The sequence below is a fragment of the Acinetobacter sp. V91_7 genome (assembly GCF_031799075.1).
GTDB classification, from domain to species: Bacteria; Pseudomonadota; Gammaproteobacteria; order Pseudomonadales; family Moraxellaceae; genus Acinetobacter; species Acinetobacter calcoaceticus.
The window spans coordinates 317,725-342,049 of record NZ_JAVQNT010000043.1; the positions used below are offsets into that span (position 1 = coordinate 317,725).

The window sequence follows — 24,325 nt, forward strand, 5'->3', positions numbered from 1 at the left end:
CTCCTACACCAAAATTAAAGCAGGGTTTTCAACAAACTGCTTAAAGCTGGCCAAGAACTTTGCACCTACAGCACCGTCAATGACTCGGTGATCACATGACAATGTCGCTGTGACAATCTCACGAACCACAACATTTCCACTTTCAACGACAGCACGTGGTTCTGAAGCACCCAATGCCATAATTGCGCCTTGTGGTGGATTAATGATGGCATCGAACTGTTTAACGCCTAGCATTCCTAAATTTGAAATGCTAAAGCTGCCTCCCTGAAATTCATCAGGTTGTAACTTGCCAGTCTTGGCACGCGTTGCCAAATCACGCATGTCATCGGAAATCTGTGCTAAAGACTTCTGATTAGCGGCTTTCACGATTGGTGTGATTAAACCGTTTGGAATCGCTACGGCCACCGAAATATCTGCTTGAGAGAACTGTAAAATTGATTGAGTCGCCTCATCAAATTGAACGTTTACCTCAGGTACTTTAATCAGTGCAGCAGCAGCTGCTTTAATGAGCATGTCATTAATAGAAAGTTTCACATGTGGAACACTCTCATTAATCTGCTTACGTAAATTTTGAAGTGCTTCCACGTTTAGATCGACTACAAGACGGAAATGTGGCGCATTACGTTTTGCCGCTTGCAAGCGTGAAGCAATCGCTTTACGCATACCATTCATTGCGACAGTCGTAATTGTCGATTGTGGTTGAGCAACAGCACACTGAGTAGAATGTTCACTTCCCACCGTTGGGTTATTACGGTTGTAAACCGCTTCAACATCTTCTTTGCAAACGCGGCCTCTGGTACCTGAAACACGGCAATCATTGAGATTAATACCCCATTGTTTTGCTAAACGGCGTGCTACAGGTGTCGCTGAAACTCGACTATCATCAGCCGTAGATTTAACTACTTTAGCTTGATGTTGCTGCTTAACATCAGACCACTGACCTCCAGCAGTTTGTACAGCTTTCTGGATGTCTTGAACACTAATACGTCCTTCACGACCAGAACCTGTGACTTTTGCTAAGTTCACATTGTGCTTTTCTGCAAGCTTTAATGCATGCGGGGTTGCAAAAAGCTCATTAGATGCTTGATAGCCTTGTAACGACTCGGGTACAGCGTAATCACCTTTAGCTGCTTTTACTGGAGCTGAAGTACTTGCAGCAATAGACTGAGATTGAGCATTTTTTTCAACAACAGCAGGTGCAGATGTTTCCGCTTTACTTTGTTCTGAAGATGTTTCAGGTGCTTTAGCTGCTGAACCACCTAGTGATGCAATAAACTTCTCAATTTCTGCATCAGAAACTTGGCTTTCAGCACACACAGCAATAAGACCGCCTACAGGTAAAGTATCACCGTCTTTTGCTAAGATTTTACGCAGTGTTCCCGCAAAAGGTGCTTCTAATACATTGACGATTTTTGTGGTTTCAATTTCACAAATTTCATCGCCTTTATTAAAGCTATCACCCTCTTTAATTAACCATTGGGCAATCGTGCCTTCTTCCATGGATAATCCCCATTTCGGGATCTCCAGCGTTTTAATTTCGCTCATCCTAAGCCTCCAATGTTTTTCGTACAGCTTGCTCAATACGCTCTACACTTGGAATCCATTCTTTTTCTAAAACTGGAGAGAATGGAACAGGCGTATGTGGTGGCGTTACGAGTTCAACAGGTGCTTTCAAATAATGGAAACCTTTCTGTGCAACCAATGCAGCAACATCATGACCAAAACCACAGCGTGCCGCTGACTCATCCACAATCACAACACGCCCTGTCGATGCTACGGACTCTAAAATTCCTTCTTCATCAAGAGGCGAAATTGTTCGAGGGTCTACTACTTCAACCGAAATACCATCTTTTGCTAGCTTATCTGCTACTTCATTAGCGCGGTGTACCATCAAACCTAAAGCAATAATGGTCACGTCTGTACCTTCACGGGTGTAATTTGCTACCCCAAAAGGAATGGTATAGGTTTCATCAGGAACGTCACCTTTAATGTCATAGAGCATTTTGTGCTCACAGAACACGACAGGATCGTCATCTCGAATTGCTTGAATTAAAAGTCCTTTCACATCATATGGGCTAGATGGAACCACAACTTTTAAGCCTGGAACCGCAGCAAATACGTTATATGGTGACTGAGAATGCTGAGCTGCTGCCGAAAAACCAGCACCAATCATACCGCGTACCACCATTGGTGCTTTTGCTTTTCCACCGAACATGTAACGGAATTTAGCGGCTTGGTTATAGAGCATGTCATGACACACACCATAGAAATCCATAAACATTAGATCGGCAACAGGACGTAAACCAGTTGCAGCAGCGCCAGCCGCCATACCAATAATTGCAGATTCAGTAATTGGTGTATCAATAACACGTTCCGAACCAAACTCTGTCCACAAACCTTTAGTTACACCGAGCACACCACCGAAACCTTCAAGCTGGTTATCTTCGGTATTTTTACCGCCATGTCCACCGCGCACATCTTCCCCAACAACAAAAACAGTTGGGTCACGGCGCATTTCTGATTCAATGGCTTCTTTAATCGCATTACGAAAACTTTTATTTGGCATCTTTACTATTCCTTTAGTAAGAGACATAGACGTCGGTAAGGAGTTGTTCTGGTTTTGGATATGCCGCAGCACGAGCTTTAGCAACTGCATCATCAACGTTTGCCTTAGACACTGCATCAATCTCGTCTAATTTAGCTTCATCAATTTTGCCTTTAACTTTTTCTCGGAAAATTTTCAAAGGGTCTTTATTTTCTTTAACAAAGTCGACTTCTTCTTTAGAACGAATGAGCCCTGGGTCACCTTCAAAATGTCCATAAAAACGGTTAGTAATGGTTTCAATAACACTTGGCCCCTCACCACGGCGTGCACGTTCAATGGCAGTTTGAGCCGCTTCATATACAGCAAAGAAATCAGTACCATCGACTTTAACTGCTGGCAAACCAAAACCTGCCGCACGCCCTGCAATGTCTTTACTTCCTACCGCGTAGTCATGACCTGTACCCTCACCAAACCCATTGTTCTCAAAGACAAAAATCACAGGAAGTTTAAGTACGACAGCCATGTTCATCGCTTCAAAGGTAAGCCCCTGATTTGAACCGCCATCACCTGTAAAAGAAAGCCCGACACCGCCTGTCTTTAAGGTTTTAGCTGTTAGCGCTGCACCAATTGCCAAAGGAGGTCCACCACCCACAATCCCGTTGGCGCCAAGCATGCCTTTGTCTAAATCGGCAATATGCATAGAGCCGCCTTTTCCTCGGCACAGCCCATCATCTTTACCGAAAATTTCCAGCATCATGCCGTGAATGTCACAGCCTTTTGCAATACAGTGTCCATGGCCACGATGGGTTGAAGTGATGTAATCTTTATCCGTTAAATTCTCACAAATACCGACTGCTACAGCCTCTTCACCACTATATAAGTGAATAAAGCCGGGAATATCACCATTGGTATTTTCTTCGTGAAGTCGATCTTCAAATTCACGAATATCACGCATGCTTTTATATGCTGCGAGTAATTGCTCTTCCGTTAATTGCATATCCTTTTCCTTTATTATCTTGATTTTAAAAATCAACCAAGTTTCAAGCGAAAATACTAATTCGCTATAAATACTTAAACTTAAATTCAATAATTGATCTATTAGACTAAAAAGTTTTTATTTAAAATATTTCCAATTAAATTATTAAATTCAAAAACTTAACAACTCAAAATAAATTTAAAAAAATTTTATAATTTTCATTAGCTTGCAAAACAAACCTTTAACCAACCTTTGTTATTTTATAATACTCGCCACACCCTGTGTTTATAATTAATTGTGACTTATTAAGGAAATTTAAATTAGTCTTTAAATTAAATAGGCAGGAGTTTAAGTAAGTTTTAAAATGGAATTATTAATATGGATTTTAAAAGACAAGTGGGAACTGGTATTAAATTACGGGGAGCTGATAAAGTCGCCCGTATTGCAATTAAGGTTTTACCAACAGAAGAGTTGCCAACTAAACCTGAGTGGATTAGAGCAAAAATTACAGATTTTGAAGAAATTAAACGTATAAAAAACCTTTTACGTCAGCAAAAATTACATAGCGTTTGCGAAGAAGCGGCATGTCCGAATTTACCGGAATGCTTTGGTGGAGGTACAGCAACGTTTATGATTATGGGTGATATCTGCACCAGACGTTGCCCATTCTGTGATGTCGCTCATGGTCGCCCAAAACCCCTAGACGAAGATGAACCTAAACATTTGGCCGAAACAGTAGCAAACTTAAACTTAAAATATGTAGTGATTACCTCTGTAGATCGTGATGATCTACATGATGGTGGCGCTGCTCATTTTGTAAAGTGCATTGAAGAGATCAGAAAACGCTGTCCAGAAACTTTGATTGAAATTTTGGTACCCGATTTTCGCGGTCGTTTGGAGACAGCTCTTTCGACTTTGAGCTTATCTCCTCCCGATGTTTTTAATCACAATATTGAAACTGTTCCTCGTTTATATAAAGCAATGCGTCCAGGCTCAGACTATCAACACTCATTGGAACTACTAAAACGCTTTAAAGCATATTGTCCCGATATCAAAACCAAATCTGGTTTAATGGTTGGATTAGGAGAAATTGAAGCAGAAGTGCTTGCCCTACTGAACGACTTAAAAGATTATCAGGTAGACCTTATTACCATTGGACAGTACTTGCAGCCTTCAAAGTCACATGCACCGATTCATCGATTTGTAAATTTACAAGAATTTGAAAGATATACGCGACATGGCAAACGGCTAGGTTTTAAAAATATCTGGAGTGCACCGATGGTCCGTTCAAGCTATTTTGCTGATCGACAATATTTTGGAGAAGCAGTACCAAAGCCTTTTAGTCGAAAAGATGTCTTATCTTAAGGATCATGTAATTAACAAAACTTATCCAATAGGCTAATGGTCAAGACTTATAAAAGTATTTAAGGTAAGGAGATAACGAGGAAATAGTCACAATAAAAAAGTTATAACGGTTGAGCGGCTACGGATACGCCATTTCAATGATAAAGGAATTTCGATATGGATATGTCAGAACAATTATCATCGCCTTTTATAGATACTAAGCCGTCTTTATTTCGGCCAGAAAAGTCATCTCATTCTCAATATTTAGGAAAAAAGCCATCAGTTGACCTTGAAGCAGCACCTATATTTGACCTAACCGAAGAATGGGAACATTCATTATTCGGACGTTCTATTCATGAGTGTCACCGAAACTTAATGCATATTGCCGAAGATGCCGATATGGCAATTGGTGTAACCGACCCACATGGCACTCTACTTTGGACATGGAGCAGTCATCCAATGCGCTCTTCGGCAGAGCAAGTTCATTTTGTTGAAGGCGGTCAATGGTCTACTCAGGCAGTAGGACAAAATGCAATTGGTTTAGCATTAAATACTCATTCAGCTAACTGCGTTTACTCACACGAAAACCAAATGAATAGTGTAAGAGATTGGGTCTGCTATGCAGCGCCGATTACCGATGCAAACACAGGCCAGTTTTATGGGATTATGAATTTATCGACTAAATATCAGAAGCATAACTCGTTAGGTCTTTTGGCTGTTGAACGTTGTGCTGACATTGTTAAACAAGCAATTCAGCTTCACCAAAAAAATATTTTATACATTAAGGCCTTTGGAACTCCAAAAGTTCAATATAACCAACGCAGCCTTACTTTAACTCAACGTCAAATTGAGATTCTGTGCATTCTGACACTGTGCCCTGAAGGTATTAATCTTGAAGAGCTTCACTATTCTTTATATGGTGATCGGCCTGTAAGTACCACCACTTTAAAAGCAGAACTATCTCAACTCAGAAACTTAATTCCCGATGTGATCGAGTCTCGCCCTTACAGACTTAACTGTGAAATTCAATGTGATTTTTTAATGGCGGAGCAAGCATTAAATTTAGGCTTTACATCGACAACACTAACACTCTACAGAGGGAGTTTTTTAGCTAAATCGGAAAGCCCATTTTTATGTGCATGGAGAGACTGTTTTGATGCTCGCTTAAGTCATGTGATTTATCAGATTGAAGATGTTGATCAATTATTACGAGTCGTAAGCCGTGTTCCTGACCGTGTCGATGCAGTAGAACGTTTGCTAGAGTTATTACCTGAAGAAACGCCTTATCGAACAAAATTGTTAAAACTACTCGAATAAAATAAAAGGGAGAATATCCATACGATATCCTCCCTTTTTCAAGATAAGATCAAGCAGAGGCTTGAAGCTGTACCTTATAACAATCGTCTAAGGCTAATTCATAATACCGCAGCCCTTCTTCCGCGGCATGAAATGCTTTTTGCTGCCAGTCGGGGCGATCATTACATAAACGCTTAATCAGCTCCATGGCTTCATAAGGATGAAGATCATCATAGTGAGCATGCGCACGCAACCAAGCTAAAGAACGTTTATCAATCGTTACTTCAGGATGATCAGTATAGGTATGAATACCCTTATAGACCTGAATCGACCAATCCCCAGTTGCCCATTCAATTGCCAGATTTGTTGCAGCAAGGCATTCTGCTAAATTACCACGATGACTCATATTCCATAAGAAATGGTTCACCGCATTCATCGCAGCTGGCGGTCGTACATGATCAAGCTCATCAACAGTTAAGCCAAAACCTCCAGCCCAGTCGCGATACCATTTTAAGTGTCGCTCTTCCACCTTAATATTCTGGATTAACCAATCTCGTGCTTCTGTAACGCCAGGTTCAGAAAACCCCGTTGCTTTGCCTAACGCCCCTGCCATATATGACGGGAAATGCGCGACTAATGGATAGAAATTAAGTAAAGCATAACGGAAACTATCTAGGCTCAATCCCCCATTGGCCATTTCCGAAAAAAACGGATGTTTACTCACCCGTTCTTTCGCTGGTAGCAGGCCATCCCAGAACTGCTGTGACCATCCATTATGCGGTGTAATTTCTAAATGCATTCCATATTGATTTAGAGCAGTCATTGCTAATTTTCCTATTTATATGACAGCAATCATCTGTATTTCACGGTATAAGTCTATCCGAAAATGATAAAGATACAATCGTTAATCGACCATTTGTAACTTTTTTCGATGGATTGTGAATCTTTAGATAATTGTTACGCTAATCGTTGAAATGTCGTGATTTTTATCACATTTAACTTAGATAAAAATCATTACTTTTTTAAAAAAACTGTATTATTATTTTGAATAAATCACACATTATATAATCAATATTTTTAGATGGAACTTTACTAAAATAAGTCTCATTTTATGACAACTTCCAATATAGTGAGCATTAATTATGAAGTTGCAGGGTTCCAATATATTGGGACAGGAACAAATAGATTTATTAACCACACGAGGATTAAATTTCGTATGGTTTCCAAAGCAGCTTGAAACGATTTATCGTTTTCAATACCAAAATGGTGCTGCCTATGAGTTCCGCTATAGAGCGCCTATTATTTTAATATTATATATTTTTTTAAGCTTTGGTATATATCAAGTTTTACCAACTGAGCAAGTTTTACCCTGGTTTAGCTATTATTCTTGGGTAGGTATAATCATTCTTATCGCCTGGATTTTATCATTTATTAAAAAATTAAATCAGTATTTTGATTATTATGTAGGAGTCGGTTCAGCTTTAGCTGTGGCAATTACCTTTATTTTAATCAACGTAATTGAGAATGGCCAAGATAATGTTCTTTTTCATGCAGCGATGATGTATGCGATTGTGATTATCTATGGTGCGGTAGGTATGCGCTTTTATACCGCCATATTTGCTGGATGGATGGGTGGACTTGTTGGGATTTTGGCAAGTAATTACTTAAATGGGGTGATCGACTGGACCTTCTTGAACCGGACTTACACCTTCAGTAGTTTTTTAGGAATGACCCTTGCCTATGCAACTGACCGTCAACATAGAGAAAACTATTTACAAAACTGCATGATTGAACTGAATCGTATTGAACTGATGCAGCAAGCACAGCAATTATCTTTACTTTCACAACAAGACGCACTCACCGGTTTAGCCAATCGACGCTATCTAGATGAAACACTTGATAATGAATGGCGCCGTGCTTTACGACATGAAATGCCCCTGACCATCATGATGGTCGATATCGACTATTTTAAAGCATACAACGATACTTTAGGACATCTAAAGGGAGATGAATGCTTAAAAGAAATCGCAATTGCTATTTCTTCTATTGCTGCACGCAGTGGTGATTTAGTTGCTCGTTATGGCGGTGAAGAATTTTTACTCTTATTCCCAATGACAAATAATCAGCAAGCCTTGATCCAAGTTGAACGTTTAATGAATGCTATTGATAAAATTGCAATTGAGCACCCATGCAGTGATGTTTCACCACATGTCACCATTAGTGTTGGAGTGGCAACCACCATTCCTCGTCTAAACGATTCAATTTCTGCTTTTGTGGCTCGTGCTGACCATGCTTTGTATAAAGCAAAAACTAATGGGCGTAATCAATATAAGATTGCTGTAAACGAAGAACAAATTGTAGATTTAACTTAAGGTCAGACTTCTATTCAAAATGACTTTTGACTAATTATTATCTCTCTTAACTTCTTTTATAGCTTCTTTTAAAATTAAAATGACTAGAAATAAACAATTAGCTTTTCCATCCGTGGTAAAGCTAAAATGTCATTTAGAACCAGTACGTACCAAAACCTCTTTTATTTAAGTTTAAACCATCTGTTAAAAATGACCTATATAAACTTAATAAATTTAGCAACTTTCAATACATCAACATCCTGTTTTTATATAATGAAAATTACTAGATTCAGATAATCTAATATAGAAAAAATTCCATTTAATTAGAGCTCGCCTTTCAACCTCTTCCAAAATTTAATTAAAAAATAAAATAGTGAATTTTGTTCTATTCTTTGCGGTACTGTGGAAATAGCTTCAGTTGAAAATGGTAAAATCGAAACAATATTCTCATGTATTGTTTCATAATTTGGATAGGCTTCTTTTTTTATTATTTCTATAATTTTTTGTATTTCATCAATAGATAAATTCAAAAACCTCTTAATTTCTTGGGCTGTTTTTGACTCAATAGATAATAAGGCACAAACTCTAGTGACATTAACAATCTGCTCCGCATGAATGTTTTTAAAGTTTGGATAACAGACAAGCTTGTAAAGAATTTTTGTCTCTAAATGATCTTTAGACACTATATTCTCATTATTTATTATACGCTCTTGATGACTTGTTTTAAAATATTCATTCTTCTCAATATCTTGTAAAATATTGAGAAGTTCCTGATATCTTATTGGTCTCTTCAAACCATACTGATAGCCCTTTAAAAGCTCAGGATTATTACTTAATACGATCTTAATTTTTTTTGGAATAAGAATATTGGTATAACCACTATCTAAATCAATAATATGTATATCAGGATTATCTTCACTATATATCCAATTCCCCACAAGGTGAGATGACAAAGATAAGTCATGAATAACTTTTATCATTGCCTCTAAATTTTTAGGCAATAGCCTATCCTTTGACATACAGCCAATTCTATATGTGCACTGATTCATTGATATTTCCCCAATTTCAATGATGACTTTGAAAATTCTTTGTTTAAAGTAATAAAAAATTAAATATGTAATAAACTTATATAAAAGCAATTTAAGTAAATTAACTTTCAGTGATAAATATAGATATCGGGTGCAGTAAAAATTAACAAGATTTAATTGCCAAGTTCTACAGATGAATATACTCAAAAATAATTCGCAGAATATTATATTTATATAAATATTATAAGACAAGAAAATAATTTAAAATTTAATAAAACTCAATGGAATAAAAATTTAAAACCCCATATTTAATTTAAATATGGGGTTTTATTTACTTTAGTCAAAAATTATGACTATGGTTCGATTGGAGCAAATGGTGGAATCACATCTGCATTTTGTGCGCGATGGCGTAAGAAGTGATCCATCAAAACAATTGCTAACATTGCTTCAGCAATTGGAGTTGCTCGAACACCTACGCAAGGATCATGACGACCTTTAGTCAACACATCTGTATCTTCACGATTTAAATTAATCGTTTTACCTAGTGTCGTAATGCTTGCTGTTGGTTTTAGTGCAATAGCGATTCGAATGGTCTGACCACTTGAGATACCACCCAAGATACCGCCTGCATGATTCGCTAAAAAGCCATTACTGGTCATTTCATCACGTGTTTCATGACCAAACTGTCCAGCAACTGCAAAGCCATCACCAATTTCAACACCTTTAACAGCATTAATACTCATCATCGCATGAGCAATGTCAGCATCTAAACGGTCAAAAACAGGTTCGCCCCAACCCACAGGAACTTTTTCAGCTAAAATTTCTAGCTTTGCACCGCAGCTTGTTCCTTGTTCACGTAAAGAAGTCACTAAGGCTTCAAAACGCGAAACAGCGTCTACATCACCACAGAAAAATGGATTATTTGGAACTTCATTCCAATCTAGTTTTTCGGCAACTTCATTACCAATTTGTGTCACATGACCACGAATCAAAACGCCAAATTTTTCTGCTAAATATTTTTTAGCAATTGCACCTGCTGCAACACGCATAGCAGTTTCACGAGCACTTGAACGGCCCCCGCCACGATAGTCACGGAAACCGTATTTTTGCGTATATGTATAGTCGGCATGGCCAGGTCTAAAAGTTTGGGCAATATTGCCATAATCTTTCGATTTTTGGTCAGTATTACGAATCAATAAACCGATTGGTGTACCAGTGGTTTTACCCTCAAATACACCTGAAATAATTTCAACTTGGTCAGGCTCTTTGCGCTGAGTCGCAAATTTTGATGTACCTGGCTTACGACGGTCTAGATCTTTTTGTAGATCTTCTTCGGTTAACGCAAGGCCCGGTGGCACACCATCAACAATTGCCATTAAGCCAACGCCATGAGACTCACCACAAGTAGTTACACGAAAGAGTTGTCCAATACTATTCCCTGCCATATGCCCAACTCCTTATATTTGCTCTTCAAATAGTTTTCTATAACGGCGACACTGTTCAGCAGTCAAAGCAAAAATACCTGAACCACCTTTTTGGAAAGTGAGCCAGTTGAAATCAATCGTATTAAAGTTCTGACGCATAGACCATTCAGAATTACCTACTTCAATGACAATAAGACCATCTTCAGTTAAGTAATCTGCCGCTTGTGCAAGCATTTTACGAACTAAGTCTAAACCATCTTGGCCCGCTGCCAATGCAAGTTCAGGTTCATGTAAAAATTCTTCTGGTAAGTCAGCCATATCTTCAGCATCGACGTACGGTGGATTACTTACAATCAAATCATACTGATTTTCAGCTGGAATCTTGGCGAATAGATCCGACTCAAGCAATGCAACTTGATATTGCTTATTGTGGTGCTCAGTATTAATTGAAGCAACTTCTAAAGCTTCTTTAGAGATGTCAGTTGCATCTATTTCAGCGTCTGGATAAGCATAAGCCAAAGCGACTGCAATACATCCAGAACCTGTACACATATCTAAAATACGGTGCGGAGTTTTAGGCTTTGCATTTTCTGGCAAATTATTGAGAGCTTCGCGCATTTGACCATTTTCATCTAAACAATATGGTGCAAAACGTTGCTCAATTAATTCTGCAATTGGTGAACGTGGAATCAGTACACGCTCATCTACATAGAATGGTTTATTAAAGAAATAAGCAAGGTTTAATAAATAAGATGTTGGAATACGATCATTGATACGGCGTTCCAATAAGCTTAAAAATTCTGCTTTCTCGCTTGGTAATAACTTCGCATCTAGAATTTCTGCGTCTGCTGACCATTCAAGAGATAAGGTTTGTAAAACTAATGCAGAACTTTCTGCAAAATAATCTTCAGTACCTTGTCCTAAATGTGCATCATGTTGACGTAATGCTGATACCCCAAAACGAATAAAATCTCGAATTGTTGATAAATTTTCAGCCGCTTCCTGTAAATTTTCAGGGCTAATCGTCGGTCGCTCCACTTAGGCGTCTCCAAAGGCAAATTTTGCAAAGTGACTATTCTACTGAGTGAGGTACAGCAAAGCAACGCTTTGCCTTGTGAACCGGAGTTTTACACGCCTAACTCGAACAATCACACGTTAAAATCAGAATACTTTGTTTTAATTATAAAATGATGAACTTTAATTAAATTTTAATTTAGATATTCAAAATAAAAAGCGGCCCTTAAATGATGGACCGCTTCTAAAGTTTAATGAGTTTTAAAGCTTAAGCTTTTCAGCGACATAATCAGAATCTTTATCTCCACGCCCAGATAGATTCACTACAATCATGGTTTCTTTTGCTAATTGGGGAGCTTCACGAATTGCCCATGCGACAGCATGTGAGCTTTCAAGCGCAGGAACAATGCCTTCAACACGAGAAAGTGTCATAAAAGCATCTAAGCACTCTTGGTCAGTTGCAGTGCTATATTCAACACGACCTAAATCTTTTAAAAAACTGTGTTGTGGGCCAACACCTGGGTAGTCAAGTCCTGAAGCAATAGAATGCACCGGCAAAGGCTCACCGTCCTCATTTTCAAGGACATAACAGGCCATACCATGAATTTGACTTGGCTTACCTAAAGTTAGTGTTGCTGAATGCATATGGGTGTCTAAACCATGTCCAGCTGGTTCAACGCCTACCAGCTTTACATCGGGATCATTTAAGAATGCAGTAAATGCGCCTATTGCATTTGAACCGCCGCCGACGCATGCCACAACATAATCTGGATTTTTTCCAAAACGATGATGTGTTTGTTCTTTAATTTCTGTACCAATAATCGATTGAAAATCACGAACCATTTTAGGGAATGGATGTGGACCCACGACGGAACCAATCGCATATATAAAGTTTTTGGGGTCTTTTAAATATTCTTCAAATGCACTATCTACAGCATCTTTTAATGTTGCTGTACCGCGTGTTACTGCGACCAAATGAGCACCCAAAATTTTCATTTTGACCACATTTGGATGTTCTTTTTCAATATCTACTTGCCCCATATGAATTTCACATGGAATGCCCACTAAGGCGCAAGCTGTTGCCAAAGCAACCCCATGCTGACCAGCACCTGTTTCAGCAATAACTTTCTTTTTGCCCATATACTTGGCAAGTAAAGCTTCACCTAAACAGTGATTGATTTTATGTGCGCCCGTATGATTTAAGTCTTCGCGCTTTAAATAAATCTGTGCACCGCCTAACTGTTCAGAAAGACGCTTCGCATGAAATAAAGGACTTGGACGGCCTACATAATTAGTAAAGAGATCTGCCAATTCATTTTTAAATTCAGGGGTATGGCGAATCTCTTCATAAGCAACATTAATCTCATCCATTGCCTCTTTTAAATGTGGAGGAATGAACTGTCCGCCATATTCACCAAAAAATCCTTGTTCATTCGGCAAAGCAATACCGTTAATTTGATGTTGCATATCATCTCTCTTTTTAAATTATTAAAGTTATTAAGCTTATCGAGAAAGGTAGCGAGTCATATCTTCAATGCCCTTTAGCGTCATTGGGTACATATGATTTTCAAAAATTTCTTTAATCCAGCCAATGGTCTGAGTGTAATGCCAATACCCTTCAGTTTCAGGATTCAACCAAGCTGTTTTATCAAAATGTTGACGTAAGCGGCGTAACCAAACCTCACCTGTCTCATCATTCATATATTCAACCGAGCCACCCACCGATTTCAGCTCATACGGTGCCATACTGGCATCACCCACTACAATTACACGATAGTCACGTCCATAAGTGTGAAATAGATCCCATGTATTCATACGGGTAGCTGTGCGGCGATGATTATCTTTCCAAACATAGTCATAGAGACAATTATGGAAATAAAAGTACTCAAGTGTCTTAAACTCAGTTTTAGCGGCACTAAAGAGTTTCTCGCATTGGGCAATATGAGCGTCCATAGAACCGCCTACATCGAACAACATAAGCACTTTTATTCGATTTCGACGCTCTGGTACCATTTGAACATCAAGAATACCTTGCTTGGCTGTTTCACGAATTGTACCGTCAACATCCAACTCTTCAGCTGCACCTTGACGCGCAAATTTACGCAAACGGCGCAAAGCAATTTGCATCTGACGAGTACCAAGAACTTGGTCGTCATCTAGATTTTGATATTTACGCTGTTCCCATACTTTAACAGCCGAACGTTTACGACCCGGCCCACCAATTCGAACACCTTCAGGATGATCACCAAAAGCCCCAAAAGGTGAAGTACCACCTGTACCCACCATGCGGTTGCCGCCTTGATGTTTCTTATGCTGTTCGCGTAACCGCTCTTCCAGCATTTTCATCAGTTCTTCTAAGGAACCTGCTTTTTGGAGTTTTGCTCGTTGTTCGGGAGTTAAATGTTTTTCTAGAAGCTCTAAATCGAACCAGTCTTTTGGTAGTTTATGAACTTGCTTGAGTAACTCATCCAGATCAAAGGTTTCGATACCGTCAAAGTAGTCTTTTATGGCACGATCAAACTTGTCAAAAAAGCGTTCATCTTTAACTAAAATAGTTTTAGCAAGTTGATAGAACTCTTCTTGATCGGCAAAAACTAAACCTTCACTTACAGCCCGGTTTAAGTCAATAAGCTCACGAGTTGTAACTGGAACACCGTATTTACGTAGGGTGTAAAATAACCTCACAAACATGGGTTATTCCCTCCTTTAACGTCGAGACATGAAAGCCAAACGTTCGAGGAGTTGCACATCCTGCTCGTTTTTGATGAGAGCACCATACAAAGGTGGAATAGCTTTAGATGTATCTCGATTACGCAATACATCTCCAGGCATATCATCTGCCATGAGCAAGCTTAACCAGTCAATTAACTCAGATGTTGATGGTGGTTTCTTCAAATTAGGAATTTCACGTAATTTAAAGAAAACCTGTAAAGCTTCGTTGACGAGTGTTGCAGAAATATTCGGGAAATGAACATCGATAATCTCTCGCATGGTCACTTCATCTGGAAACTCAATGTAATGAAAGAAACAACGACGCAAGAAAGCATCTGGTAACTCTTTTTCATTATTCGATGTAATAATTACAATTGGGCGTTGTGTTGCCGTAATGGTTTCACTTGTTTCATAAACATAAAAAGACATTTTATCGAGTTCATGCAACAAGTCATTTGGAAACTCAATATCGGCTTTGTCAATTTCATCAATTAACAAGACACAACGCTCTTCACTGGTGAAAGCTTCCCACAATTTGCCGGGTTTAATATAGTTCTTAATATCGTAAACACGGTCATCACCTAACTGGCTGTCTCGTAAACGAGAAACAGCATCATATTCATACAACCCTTGCTGTGCTTTGGTTGTCGATTTGATATGCCAAGTAATGAGTTTTAAGCCCAAACTTTCTGCTACTTGTTCAGCAAGTAAAGTTTTACCCGTACCAGGTTCACCTTTAACCAGTAAAGGCTTTTGTAAAGCACGGGCTGCTTTTACAGCGAGCTTAAGACTGTCAGTCGCGATATATTGATCTGTACCGGTAAAATGTTGGGTATCAGCAGACATGTGAAGACCTTATTTTTCTATTTCAATGGTTAGATGGAACGCATGCTTTTGTTTGTTGAATATTTTGACCAACAATAGCCAATAACCAAACCTAGACCAACTACAAACAGAATTAAAGATAAATTTGACCAGATTAGAGGGCTATCTTTGGTTAAAACACCAAAAAGTAGTCCAAAAATAGCAGGTGCTACCGATGCATTCGGCCCTTCAGACACGGTTGGTGTGACTAAAATAGCAAATACAATAAGCCAGCTAATCGCACCAAAAGTTGTAGGAAGACGGCGCATTAATCGCCACCAACACCACAAAGCAATAATAGCGCCTATTCCATAAGCTGTTAAAGCAATAGCATCTTCAGGAATAAAATCCAAAAAAGAGAATAATTGATTCATTATTCCAGTTTGATTTTCACGCACCACGTAAGCCCTCTGGTTCAACCGCATTCGGGTTAATTAACCCTTCTGGTGGCATCTGAATAAAGAAACCTTTTGTTTGTAATGAGTCTAAAACATGTAAAACATTAGCACGCGCCAATTTACGTGTTGGAGCTAATTCTAAATGCATGACAAACGTTGCACGACCAAACGCTTGTAAAACAGCTTCAGGAATATTTTCAAACGGATCAGCTTGTTCCGCATCGTCAGGATAGTTTGGACGAGCAATATAAATGTACATTTCATCTTTTTTGCTCGATCTATAAATATCACAGTGCATTTCAAATCAACTCTTGAACTAAGGACAGCATACATGAAAAAAAACGACTCACCCACGCAGGTTTGTTTACGCATCAGTCGTTTTTTTAATTCTTGGGAAATATTAACCCACAACGTTGATTAAGGTCGATAATAACTTTGTTCTAGACAAAAGCCAGCTTTCATAAAAAATAAGTAAATATATGATTTCAAACATTAAATATAATTATTCATTTTAATAAAATAAAAACAATTTTAGAAAAAAATAAGAAATCGTTCGTTACTAAGTACTTTTTGTGATCTGTTTTTAATATTTTTACCCTTTAATACTATGAAATTTATCATATTAAAATTAGCTATTACCTTTTTAAATTCACATTTAAGTAAAACTTCTAACCACTTAATAAACATTAGCAGACATTACTTAACTGGTTTAAATTCTCAATATGTTTCAATAATAAGTATCTTAATAATAGATGTGGAGGATGAACTTATGCCTCGTGGCGATAAAACAGCTTACACAGCAAAGCAAAAACGTCAGGCTAAACATATTGTTGAGAGTGAAGTAGACAGAGGTCATTCTCAAGAAGAAGCTGAACGAATCGCATGGTCTACCGTCAATAAACAAGATGGCGGCGGTAAGAAAAAGTCTCACTAATACAAACTTTGAATACTTCTTTAGCCCAAGCTAAAGAAGTATTTTTACCAAACAAGTTAATGATATTTAAAAGACTCGAGAACTCTTTATATAGTTATCAGTTACTTGATTTAGGGCATTCAAAATAGCACTATCATCTTGACTTAATAGAGCTTCATTGAGGCATTCCATGTAACCTATGAGTGTAGTCTTAGATGCGTTAGCAAATTCAGTTGTGACTGCTTCATCTTCATATAAAATCACGTAGCTACGTGCAAAACCATAGATCAAATAGACTGCTGCCTTTTCTTTTGTATTTTGAGATTCTTTAAGAGACTGTTCACAAGCATTTTTTAAATCTTTAAATGCATCTGTACCAGTAGATTGATTTTTGAAAGATAAAAGTATTGTTTGGAAGTTCATATCCATATTCCACTTAAAAAGTAAAGCTACAGAAGATGGTAGAACCTGTCAAATAAAATCATGATTAACATACGTTTAAATGTAAATAAATTTATCTTCCTTTTTAATACGATATAAAAGACCGCCTTTAAAAGAGCGGTCTAACAAAAAATCGATATTTAAAAGCTTATTTCTATCGTTATGGTAGTACCAGAGTGTTCGATATTGGTTGATACATTGAAGCCTCTACCCCTAAGTTCCTCTTCTACTTGTGTGAGGTGATCAGGACTTACAGCATCAATCGGAAACAGGAAAGTTGCTTTTCGCTTCCCTGCTTTAGAATCAGTTTCAGTGCCTGTTAAAATTTTTTCCAGCATGGCCTCTTGATTGATTTTAAAATTTTTAGCATTTTGACGCGCTTGTTCAGCACTAAAGTTATTAAGCATATTTATCTCTCTAATTATTAATTTATCTAATTTTATAGCATAAAAAGCTTATATAGTTTTGGTGTTGTGTAGTTAATTCCGATCAGAAATATAAGCTTATTGATTAAATAATCTTTCTATCCATTCAATAAATTTTCTGGCATTTCTATTTTTAAAATCTTCTTTATTTGGAATGTAATAGCACAGCTCAGATTGAACTGATTTAGTCTTAAGAGGTTGTATAAGATTCGCTTTAATAAATCTCTGGGCAAGTGTAGAAGAACAAAACACGAGTCCATTGGCCGCTAATGCCTCATGTATTCCAAAAATTTCCTGATCAAACTTCTTAATTGTTATTTGCGTTCGGTCCCATCCATTCAGCTCAAGCCAAGTTTCTAGTGGCGGACTTGGTAATGCTTTATTTTTCCATTCTGTGGTGAATAACGTTATTGGCTCATTAGAATGTTCTAGTAGATCAAGTTTAGAGGCACCAAATACATTAAAAGACTCATATTTAAGAATGTCGTTAGAAGGTATTAAAGATACATCACCATATCGAATAGGTAATGTATATAAGTGACTTTCTAACGCTTCACCTGTAGAAAATTCAACTGAGATATCAGGATGTAATTGATAAAATTCATTTATTGAGGGAATTAACAACATTGCTGCCAATGAGGATGTAGTAGCTACTCTGAGTGTATTTCCATTTACTGTTATTTCATCTAGCGCATCTTCAATTTTACGAAATCCTTCAGAAATCGCTACTGCTAGCCTATCACCTGTCGTTGTAAGCGTTATTTTTCTTACCTGTCGATGAAATAAATCAACATTTAACCTGCTTTCAAGATTGGCAATATGATGTGAAATTGCAGTCGGTGTTAGCGAAAGCTCTTCAGCAGCCAATTTAAAACTGCCTAGTCGAGCAGCTGATTCAAATGCCCTAAGTGCTTGCAATGAGACTTGCATGCTTTCTCCTGAATCACAGTTATAGGTGATTTAAAATCATCTATAGCTGTAATTTTCTCGTTTGTCTACTTCTCATTTAAAACTCAGAATAAATTAACTCCTAACCCTTATGGAATTTATGATGAGCAAAATGTTACATATAGATGCCAGCGTACGAGCTGCAATTAACCCCAATCCAAATCATAATTCTATTTCAAAAAATATTGCCAGCCGATTGGTCAGTTTATGGAAAAATAAAAGGCCTATGGATGAGTATATTTATCGGGATGTAGGAATGAATCCGCCTCCATTTATTACTCAGGACTGGATTGATGCTGTATTCACACCTGAAAATAAAAGAACACAAACTCAATGCGATGTCTTATCAATATCAGATCAGTTAATAGCGGAGGTTTCGAGTTCAGATATTATTCTAATTTCTTCTCCTATGTACAATTACGGTATGCCTGCTCAACTCAAAGCATGGTTTGACCAAATTATTCGAATTAATAAGACATTTGATTTTGACCTTGCTCGAGGAGATTTCCCTTTACAACCTCTTTTATCTGGAAAAATTTTAATCATTATCACATCTAGTGGAGAGTTTGGTTTTGAGAAAGATGGAATTCGTCACAACATGAATCATCTTGCACCTCACCTGCATACACTCAGTAAATATTTAGGTGTAGAGAAAATTTATGAAATTGCCTCAGAATATCAAGAGTTTGGAGATGAACGACATATAAAGTCATTAGAAAATGCTTTTCAAAAAGCTGAAGAACTTGTAGCTGAACTTGCTGGTTCATTCACAAAAAATCCGTAGAATATTAATAGTTAATTTTTAAAATCTAATAACCTACTGACATTTTAACTGAGCTATATCATTAAAAAATAAAAAGCCGACCCAATTGGGTCGGCTTTCTTATTTCTGCACTGAAACAAACTTATAGTTATATATTATTCATATTGAAATTGTTTTTCTTGTCTCCAAGAATATACAGACCTGTATGTTTAATCAATTGAATTTTTCTCATTGAATCGGTTAATTTAATTCATTATCACTTTTACAAATTAAAACCCATCCAATTCATCACTTTACTAGCTTTTTAAAATAAGTTAATTGTATAATATAACTAATATAATTATTTATTTTATTAACTATTACCGTAAAATATCTATTATTTTAAATAAAAACTACTCAATTTAAACTTTAAGCCATTCACTATCCTTAATTAAAAAAGCCCATCACGAAGATGAGCCTTTTAAATTTTAACTATCAACTCATTTTAAATTGATAGACTTTCTTTTTCTTCTTGAAATAAATGAATTAATGGTTGAGTTAATAACTCATAACGCCAACCCAAAAGATAATCAGGTAAATCTTGTTCATCCCCTTGAGAAAGAACATGTTGATGAATTGCGTTTAGCCATTTTTTTCTCAGTAATACTTCTTTAGGAATAGAAGTTTCACTTATTGCATGGGCAAGTACCATATCCATTTTATTTAAAGTTTCTTTAGATGTTACTTTAAAAGGTTTGGCAATTCTTGTTGGCCATTCACTTTCATTAGGTAAATCTTTCAGTAATTCTAGAATCGTTTTTCCATATTCACGAACTACATTTGGGCGAATATCTTTAACTTGCGAGAGTTGAAAACTATTGCGTGGATTCTTTTCAACCATATCAATCATGGTTGAGTTTCTAAGAATAAAACTACGTGGCTGATTCGTCGCTTTAACAATGTAATCACGCCATTCACTTAAATTTTGCAATTGCATCAATTGACGGCGCGAATGACGATAATTACCAACATCGGTATAGAGTAACTCTGTAGGCGTTTCACTAATAATTTCTTTAGTTAAACTACTACAATCTTCAAGAACATAGTCATAAAGCCCTTTCTGCTTAAGTTGTTCTTGAATATGATGAGCTAACTTCATTATATATAGAACATCATTGGCTGCATAACAGAGTTGCTGAGGCGATAAAGGCCTTGCCAACCAATCGGATCTTGTTTGATCTTTTTCAATGTCAATATCAAGACAAAGCTTTAAAGCGCCTTGGTAACTCACTTGTAGTCCGTGACCTAAGAAAGAAAGACCTACTTGAGTATCAAACACATTAAGCAAATCTTCTTGATCAGCGTAATGATAGATTAGATCGATGTCTTCCCCACATGCATGAAAAATATTTTGCTGTGCGAGAAATATCTTTTTCCAAAACTGACTTAGATCTAATGAAACACCATCCAACAGATAGACATTACCATTTACATTGACTTGGCATACCCCAAGTTTAGGCCAGAGTGTGTCAACCTTAATAAATTCTGTATCAAGTCCATATATCGAACATTGATCCATTTTTTGAAGAACATCAACCAATTCGGTTTGCTGTTGGATAAACTGAAACATGCTTTCTCAAGTAAATGCAAAGAGTGCTTAGAACTCTGGTATATATAACATAGAAGTAGGAAATTACCACTTAAACCTTTATGAATACTCTATTTTTGAACAATTTTTCGAAAATAGATAATTTTTTGATCTTTTATTTATACTTTTAAAGTTAACTCCAAATATTCATTCTTTAAAATCTCTAAGATCTTTTTCATTCTTATGTGCTTTCATATTTTATTTAAAAGATCTTTTGTAATTAAAGACAAAATAATATTTGCCTTTAATAGCTAAATTAATAAATTTAATTCAATTTTATATCGCATCAATGAAATAAGCATCGGAATGCTTATTTCATTCTCATACGGTTATGAACTGCCTGACTTAAGGTATGGCTATCAACATACTCAAGTTCACCACCTTGCGGTACACCTTGAGCAATACGCGTCATGTGTATAGGTAAGTGCTTAGTCGCCTCTACCAAATAATGAGCGGTTGCCTGCCCCTCTACAGTCGCATTAGTTGCCAAAATCACTTCTTCAATAGTGCCTTGACTTAAGCGCTGAATCAGATAAGGAATGCCAATTTCTTCTGGACCAATACCATCCAAAGGAGAAAGATGTCCCCCTAAAACATGGTATTTACCTCGAAAACTACCACTTTGCTCAATCGCCATTACATCTGCTGGTGATTCAACTACACACAATAGTTGATCTTCTCGCTCAGTTGAGGCACAAATATCACAAATTTCATTTTCAGTTAGAGAATGGCAAACGCTGCACTCATGAATATAACTTGAAGCTTCATGTAAAGCGTGAGCTAATGCGAACGCACCTTCTCGATTTTTCATCAAAAGATGTAATGCCATACGTTGAGCCGACTTCGGACCAACGCTAGGCAATATACGTAAAGCTTGAACGAGTTGTTCAAATCTATCACTAAACACAGAACTTCCTTAGAACATGCCCGCTAAGCCAGGTGGCAAGCCCATACCAGAATTCGCTTTTTGCATTTTTTCTTCTGAAATAACTTCTGCTTGACGCACAGCATCATTTACCGCGGCAGCAATCAAGTCTTCAATCATATCAGGTTCATCTTGAAGTAATTCAGGGTTAATTTCGATACGTTTTACAAGATAGCGACCATTCATGGTTACTTTAACCAAACCACCACCAGCTTCTGCTTGGACTTCAGTTTGGGCAAGCTCTTCTTTCGCCTTTTTTATATTTGTTTCCATATCTTTTTGCATGCGCTGCGCTTGCTGCATGAGCATATTGATATTCATAACTTTACTCCGTATCTCTATCAAATCTTTAAAGTATTATTGGTTATCTGTTAATACTTTATAAAAACTTAATCTCATTGAACCAACCCATGTGATTAAAATCCATACAGATTAGCGCATTGAACTCAAATTAATCCGTAATTCTGACACAATAGACTAATGTTTTCTATCAGTATCTCTAGCTCTATTCCACGTAGCTACATGAGTGGCATGATTAAACTTAGATCCACTTCATAAACGCCTAAAAGTTATACATTAAAGTTTTATAAAAATTTCACTATTGAGATGCCTGTAACCCTTTATCAATTGTTTTATATTCACTTAAAGGGACTTTCTTAAAGGAAGTATTTGCTTCTTGAATAGATTTATCTGCTTCTTGCACCGACTTCTCTGCATTGTTAATCAATAAGGTTGTTTCATTTACTGGGTGTTGATGAGGTTTGGTCAATAATTTATATCCCACCACCCCAATTACCCCTACCACAACAACAATAGCAATAGGCTTAAGCATTTTAAAACTCGCATTTCTTTTAATTAAATTTAAAGTCTTTATACCTTGTACTCTTAGCCCTCATTTAAACAAAAATGTAGGTTTTTTATTGCGATTCTGAAATTTGAGTAACATTTAAATATAAAAAACCATCTCGATTAAAGAGATGGTTTGATAAACAAAACAACAAAAGAGTGTTATTTCGATAGAATTAATTAGATCAGATCCAGACCACGTGAGATATCACGGATAATATCATTAATATCTTCTAAGCCTACCGATACGCGTATTAGCCCCTCTTGGATACCAGCAGCAGCTTTTGCTTCAGCAGAAAGTTTGCCATGTGTAGTCGTTGCAGGATGTGTAATTGTTGACTTCACATCGCCCAAGTTACCAGTAATTGAAATAAACTTAGTATTATCAATAACCTTCCAAGCACCTTCACGTTCGCCTTTGACTACGAAAGAAACAATCCCACCAAAACCATTTTGCTGTTTGGCAGCAAGTTCATGACCTTCTTGAGCTGGTAAACCAGCGTAGTAAACTTTTTCTACTTTTTCATGAGTAGATAACCATTCTGCAAGAATTTGAGCACTTTCACAGTGTGCTTTCATACGCAAACGTAAAGTCTCTAAGCCTTTTAAGAAAACCCATGCATTAAATGGACTCATTGATGGTCCAAGCGTACGGACAACACCAAAAACTTCTTCTAATAACTGATGATTACCGACAACAGCACCACCTAATGCGCGCCCTTGCCCATCTAAATATTTAGTCGCCGAGTAAATTACAAGGTCTGCCCCAAACTTTAATGGTTGCTGTAAAACAGGCGTACAGAAACTGTTATCAACCGCAAGTAATGCACCATTAGCATGGGCAATATCTGCAAGCGCTTGAATATCTGCGATCTCAGCTAGAGGATTAGACGGTGACTCAACAAATAAGAGTTTAGTTTCTGGACGTACTGCCTTTTTCCAATCGTCTAAATCACATAAATCGACAAATGTAATATCTACACCAAACTTGGCAATATATTTTTCAAATAAGGCAACAACCGAACCAAAAACTGCTCTTGAGCAAATAACATGATCACCCGCTTTGAGATATGCCATAGTAACTGACAAAATCGCGCCCATTCCAGAGCTTGTCGCAACAGCACGTTCAGCACCATCTAAAGCTGCTAAACGTTTTTCGAACATCGATACAGTCGGATTAGTAAAACGAGAATAGATATTTCCTTGAACTTGACCAGAAAATTTTGCTGCAGCTTCAGCTGCATTTTCATATACAAAAGATGATGTCAAAAAAATCGGTTCGCCATGTTCACCTTCAAAACTACGAGTATGTCCGGTACGAATGGCTAAGGTATCAAGTTGGTATTCTAAATCATCAGACTGGTTCATTAAATGTTCGCCTTTACTGGTCATGTACTAAAAACTATCATCATTTTGAGTGTCTAATGTATTTAAGGTCAAGGTAAACCTTAAAATTATCGCTTAGACTTTATTCAATCTTTAGTA

The 24,325-nt window shown here is 37.2% G+C and carries 25 protein-coding genes; 5 read left to right on the top strand and 20 right to left on the bottom strand.

What is annotated here, in order from left to right:
- Positions 1 to 3: 3 nt before the first annotated feature.
- Genes RMB03_RS16375 through RMB03_RS16385 form a run of 3 tightly spaced genes read right to left on the bottom strand, consistent with a single transcriptional unit; the run spans position 4 to position 3,542 of the window.
- Entirely contained in the window at positions 4 to 1,545 is a 1,542-nt protein-coding gene (locus RMB03_RS16375; protein WP_311076955.1) for a 2-oxo acid dehydrogenase subunit E2, read from the bottom strand.
- Between the two features lies 1 nt (position 1,546).
- Positions 1,547 to 2,566, bottom strand: coding sequence for an alpha-ketoacid dehydrogenase subunit beta (locus tag RMB03_RS16380; protein WP_311076956.1), 1,020 nt, complete (start codon positions 2,564 to 2,566; stop codon positions 1,547 to 1,549).
- A 13-nt stretch (positions 2,567 to 2,579) separates the two neighbouring features.
- The gene (locus RMB03_RS16385; RefSeq protein WP_004642729.1) at positions 2,580 to 3,542 is read right to left on the bottom strand and encodes a thiamine pyrophosphate-dependent dehydrogenase E1 component subunit alpha; all 963 of its coding nucleotides are present in this window, start codon (positions 3,540 to 3,542) and stop codon (positions 2,580 to 2,582) included.
- A gap of 357 nt (positions 3,543 to 3,899) precedes the next feature.
- Between RMB03_RS16385 and lipA the strand changes: the two genes are divergently transcribed.
- Both lipA and RMB03_RS16395 read left to right on the top strand, forming a co-directional pair.
- Entirely contained in the window at positions 3,900 to 4,886 is a 987-nt protein-coding gene (lipA, locus tag RMB03_RS16390; protein WP_311076957.1) for a lipoyl synthase, read from the top strand.
- 156 nt (positions 4,887 to 5,042) lie between these two features.
- Positions 5,043 to 6,182, top strand: coding sequence for a transcriptional regulator (locus RMB03_RS16395; RefSeq protein WP_311076958.1), 1,140 nt, complete (start codon positions 5,043 to 5,045; stop codon positions 6,180 to 6,182).
- Positions 6,183 to 6,231: 49 nt separating this feature from the next.
- Here the strand turns inward: RMB03_RS16395 and RMB03_RS16400 are convergent, their stop codons facing one another.
- Entirely contained in the window at positions 6,232 to 6,984 is a 753-nt protein-coding gene (locus RMB03_RS16400) for an iron-containing redox enzyme family protein (protein ID WP_311076959.1), read from the bottom strand.
- Positions 6,985 to 7,303: 319 nt separating this feature from the next.
- Between RMB03_RS16400 and RMB03_RS16405 the strand changes: the two genes are divergently transcribed.
- On the top strand, positions 7,304 to 8,533 hold the full coding sequence (locus RMB03_RS16405) for a GGDEF domain-containing protein (RefSeq protein WP_311076960.1): 1,230 nt from the start codon (positions 7,304 to 7,306) through the stop codon (positions 8,531 to 8,533).
- A gap of 302 nt (positions 8,534 to 8,835) precedes the next feature.
- Here the strand turns inward: RMB03_RS16405 and RMB03_RS16410 are convergent, their stop codons facing one another.
- The 8 genes from RMB03_RS16410 to RMB03_RS16445 form a co-directional block, all read right to left on the bottom strand.
- Positions 8,836 to 9,561 (bottom strand): hypothetical protein, encoded by a 726-nt coding sequence (locus RMB03_RS16410; RefSeq protein WP_004642725.1) that lies wholly within the window; start codon positions 9,559 to 9,561, stop codon positions 8,836 to 8,838.
- Between the two features lie 332 nt (positions 9,562 to 9,893).
- Positions 9,894 to 10,985, bottom strand: a complete 1,092-nt coding sequence (aroC, locus tag RMB03_RS16415; RefSeq protein ID WP_017390629.1) for a chorismate synthase — start codon at positions 10,983 to 10,985, stop codon at positions 9,894 to 9,896.
- Between the two features lie 12 nt (positions 10,986 to 10,997).
- Entirely contained in the window at positions 10,998 to 12,002 is a 1,005-nt protein-coding gene (prmB, locus tag RMB03_RS16420) for a 50S ribosomal protein L3 N(5)-glutamine methyltransferase (protein WP_003651622.1), read from the bottom strand.
- 237 nt (positions 12,003 to 12,239) lie between these two features.
- Complete coding sequence (trpB, locus tag RMB03_RS16425) at positions 12,240 to 13,445, bottom strand: tryptophan synthase subunit beta (RefSeq protein WP_199990565.1); 1,206 nt, start codon at positions 13,443 to 13,445, stop codon at positions 12,240 to 12,242.
- Positions 13,446 to 13,481: 36 nt separating this feature from the next.
- Positions 13,482 to 14,669: a VWA domain-containing protein gene (locus RMB03_RS16430; RefSeq protein WP_311076961.1), complete on the bottom strand. Its 1,188-nt coding sequence runs from the start codon at positions 14,667 to 14,669 to the stop codon at positions 13,482 to 13,484.
- 15 nt (positions 14,670 to 14,684) lie between these two features.
- Entirely contained in the window at positions 14,685 to 15,536 is an 852-nt protein-coding gene (locus RMB03_RS16435) for a MoxR family ATPase (protein WP_311076962.1), read from the bottom strand.
- Positions 15,537 to 15,565: 29 nt separating this feature from the next.
- Positions 15,566 to 15,952, bottom strand: coding sequence for a hypothetical protein (locus tag RMB03_RS16440; RefSeq protein ID WP_003651617.1), 387 nt, complete (start codon positions 15,950 to 15,952; stop codon positions 15,566 to 15,568).
- Positions 15,945 to 16,250 (bottom strand): YcgL domain-containing protein, encoded by a 306-nt coding sequence (locus RMB03_RS16445; protein WP_311076963.1) that lies wholly within the window; start codon positions 16,248 to 16,250, stop codon positions 15,945 to 15,947. The genes RMB03_RS16440 and RMB03_RS16445 overlap by 8 nt, the downstream gene beginning before the upstream one ends.
- A 471-nt stretch (positions 16,251 to 16,721) precedes the next feature.
- Here RMB03_RS16445 and RMB03_RS16450 point away from each other — a divergent pair, with 471 nt between their 5' ends.
- Positions 16,722 to 16,886 carry a hypothetical protein gene (locus RMB03_RS16450; protein ID WP_002113596.1) on the top strand — a complete coding sequence of 55 codons (165 nt, stop codon included), beginning with the start codon at positions 16,722 to 16,724 and terminating at the stop codon, positions 16,884 to 16,886.
- A 66-nt stretch (positions 16,887 to 16,952) separates the two neighbouring features.
- On the opposite strand, the gene RMB03_RS16455 is transcribed toward RMB03_RS16450, so the two are convergent.
- The 3 genes from RMB03_RS16455 to RMB03_RS16465 all read right to left on the bottom strand — a co-directional run bounded on the left by RMB03_RS16455 (position 16,953) and on the right by RMB03_RS16465 (position 18,661).
- A complete protein-coding gene (locus RMB03_RS16455; RefSeq protein ID WP_017390624.1) occupies positions 16,953 to 17,288 on the bottom strand; it encodes a hypothetical protein in 336 nt (111 codons plus the stop codon).
- Between the two features lie 158 nt (positions 17,289 to 17,446).
- On the bottom strand, positions 17,447 to 17,713 hold the full coding sequence (locus RMB03_RS16460) for a hypothetical protein (RefSeq protein WP_004642715.1): 267 nt from the start codon (positions 17,711 to 17,713) through the stop codon (positions 17,447 to 17,449).
- A gap of 96 nt (positions 17,714 to 17,809) precedes the next feature.
- Positions 17,810 to 18,661, bottom strand: coding sequence for a LysR family transcriptional regulator (locus RMB03_RS16465; RefSeq protein ID WP_080026993.1), 852 nt, complete (start codon positions 18,659 to 18,661; stop codon positions 17,810 to 17,812).
- 118 nt (positions 18,662 to 18,779) lie between these two features.
- On the opposite strand from RMB03_RS16465, the gene RMB03_RS16470 reads away from it, so the two are divergent.
- Entirely contained in the window at positions 18,780 to 19,463 is a 684-nt protein-coding gene (locus RMB03_RS16470; RefSeq protein ID WP_311076964.1) for an NAD(P)H-dependent oxidoreductase, read from the top strand.
- Positions 19,464 to 19,926: 463 nt separating this feature from the next.
- On the opposite strand, the gene RMB03_RS16475 is transcribed toward RMB03_RS16470, so the two are convergent.
- The 5 genes from RMB03_RS16475 to RMB03_RS16495 all read right to left on the bottom strand — a co-directional run bounded on the left by RMB03_RS16475 (position 19,927) and on the right by RMB03_RS16495 (position 24,208).
- A complete protein-coding gene (locus RMB03_RS16475; protein WP_017390621.1) occupies positions 19,927 to 21,051 on the bottom strand; it encodes an HRDC domain-containing protein in 1,125 nt (374 codons plus the stop codon).
- Positions 21,052 to 21,379: 328 nt separating this feature from the next.
- Positions 21,380 to 21,976 carry a recombination mediator RecR gene (gene recR, locus RMB03_RS16480; RefSeq protein ID WP_017390620.1) on the bottom strand — a complete coding sequence of 199 codons (597 nt, stop codon included), beginning with the start codon at positions 21,974 to 21,976 and terminating at the stop codon, positions 21,380 to 21,382.
- A 9-nt stretch (positions 21,977 to 21,985) separates the two neighbouring features.
- Positions 21,986 to 22,315 (bottom strand): YbaB/EbfC family nucleoid-associated protein, encoded by a 330-nt coding sequence (locus tag RMB03_RS16485; protein WP_004642711.1) that lies wholly within the window; start codon positions 22,313 to 22,315, stop codon positions 21,986 to 21,988.
- 277 nt (positions 22,316 to 22,592) lie between these two features.
- Positions 22,593 to 22,826: a hypothetical protein gene (locus RMB03_RS16490; protein ID WP_017390619.1), complete on the bottom strand. Its 234-nt coding sequence runs from the start codon at positions 22,824 to 22,826 to the stop codon at positions 22,593 to 22,595.
- A gap of 194 nt (positions 22,827 to 23,020) precedes the next feature.
- Positions 23,021 to 24,208, bottom strand: coding sequence for an O-succinylhomoserine sulfhydrylase (locus RMB03_RS16495; protein ID WP_209830718.1), 1,188 nt, complete (start codon positions 24,206 to 24,208; stop codon positions 23,021 to 23,023).
- Positions 24,209 to 24,325 lie beyond the last annotated feature (117 nt).

Bases quoted from the DNA above. Each gene is read 5' to 3' on its own strand.
- RMB03_RS16375 (WP_311076955.1), bottom strand. From the start codon at position 1,545: ATGAGCGAAATTAAAACGCTGGAGATCCCGAAATGGGGATTATCCATG.
- RMB03_RS16380 (WP_311076956.1), bottom strand. From the start codon at position 2,566: ATGCCAAATAAAAGTTTTCGTAATGCGATTAAAGAAGCCATTGAATCA.
- RMB03_RS16385 (WP_004642729.1), bottom strand. From the start codon at position 3,542: ATGCAATTAACGGAAGAGCAATTACTCGCAGCATATAAAAGCATGCGT.
- lipA (WP_311076957.1), top strand. From the start codon at position 3,900: ATGGATTTTAAAAGACAAGTGGGAACTGGTATTAAATTACGGGGAGCT.
- RMB03_RS16395 (WP_311076958.1), top strand. From the start codon at position 5,043: ATGGATATGTCAGAACAATTATCATCGCCTTTTATAGATACTAAGCCG.
- RMB03_RS16400 (WP_311076959.1), bottom strand. From the start codon at position 6,984: ATGACTGCTCTAAATCAATATGGAATGCATTTAGAAATTACACCGCAT.
- RMB03_RS16405 (WP_311076960.1), top strand. From the start codon at position 7,304: ATGAAGTTGCAGGGTTCCAATATATTGGGACAGGAACAAATAGATTTA.
- RMB03_RS16410 (WP_004642725.1), bottom strand. From the start codon at position 9,561: ATGAATCAGTGCACATATAGAATTGGCTGTATGTCAAAGGATAGGCTA.
- aroC (WP_017390629.1), bottom strand. From the start codon at position 10,985: ATGGCAGGGAATAGTATTGGACAACTCTTTCGTGTAACTACTTGTGGT.
- trpB (WP_199990565.1), bottom strand. From the start codon at position 13,445: ATGCAACATCAAATTAACGGTATTGCTTTGCCGAATGAACAAGGATTT.
- RMB03_RS16430 (WP_311076961.1), bottom strand. From the start codon at position 14,669: ATGTTTGTGAGGTTATTTTACACCCTACGTAAATACGGTGTTCCAGTT.
- RMB03_RS16435 (WP_311076962.1), bottom strand. From the start codon at position 15,536: ATGTCTGCTGATACCCAACATTTTACCGGTACAGATCAATATATCGCG.
- RMB03_RS16445 (WP_311076963.1), bottom strand. From the start codon at position 16,250: ATGCACTGTGATATTTATAGATCGAGCAAAAAAGATGAAATGTACATT.
- RMB03_RS16450 (WP_002113596.1), top strand. From the start codon at position 16,722: ATGCCTCGTGGCGATAAAACAGCTTACACAGCAAAGCAAAAACGTCAG.
- RMB03_RS16455 (WP_017390624.1), bottom strand. From the start codon at position 17,288: ATGAACTTCCAAACAATACTTTTATCTTTCAAAAATCAATCTACTGGT.
- RMB03_RS16460 (WP_004642715.1), bottom strand. From the start codon at position 17,713: ATGCTTAATAACTTTAGTGCTGAACAAGCGCGTCAAAATGCTAAAAAT.
- RMB03_RS16465 (WP_080026993.1), bottom strand. From the start codon at position 18,661: ATGCAAGTCTCATTGCAAGCACTTAGGGCATTTGAATCAGCTGCTCGA.
- RMB03_RS16470 (WP_311076964.1), top strand. From the start codon at position 18,780: ATGATGAGCAAAATGTTACATATAGATGCCAGCGTACGAGCTGCAATT.
- RMB03_RS16475 (WP_017390621.1), bottom strand. From the start codon at position 21,051: ATGTTTCAGTTTATCCAACAGCAAACCGAATTGGTTGATGTTCTTCAA.
- RMB03_RS16485 (WP_004642711.1), bottom strand. From the start codon at position 22,315: ATGAATATCAATATGCTCATGCAGCAAGCGCAGCGCATGCAAAAAGAT.
- RMB03_RS16490 (WP_017390619.1), bottom strand. From the start codon at position 22,826: ATGCTTAAGCCTATTGCTATTGTTGTTGTGGTAGGGGTAATTGGGGTG.
- RMB03_RS16495 (WP_209830718.1), bottom strand. From the start codon at position 24,208: ATGAACCAGTCTGATGATTTAGAATACCAACTTGATACCTTAGCCATT.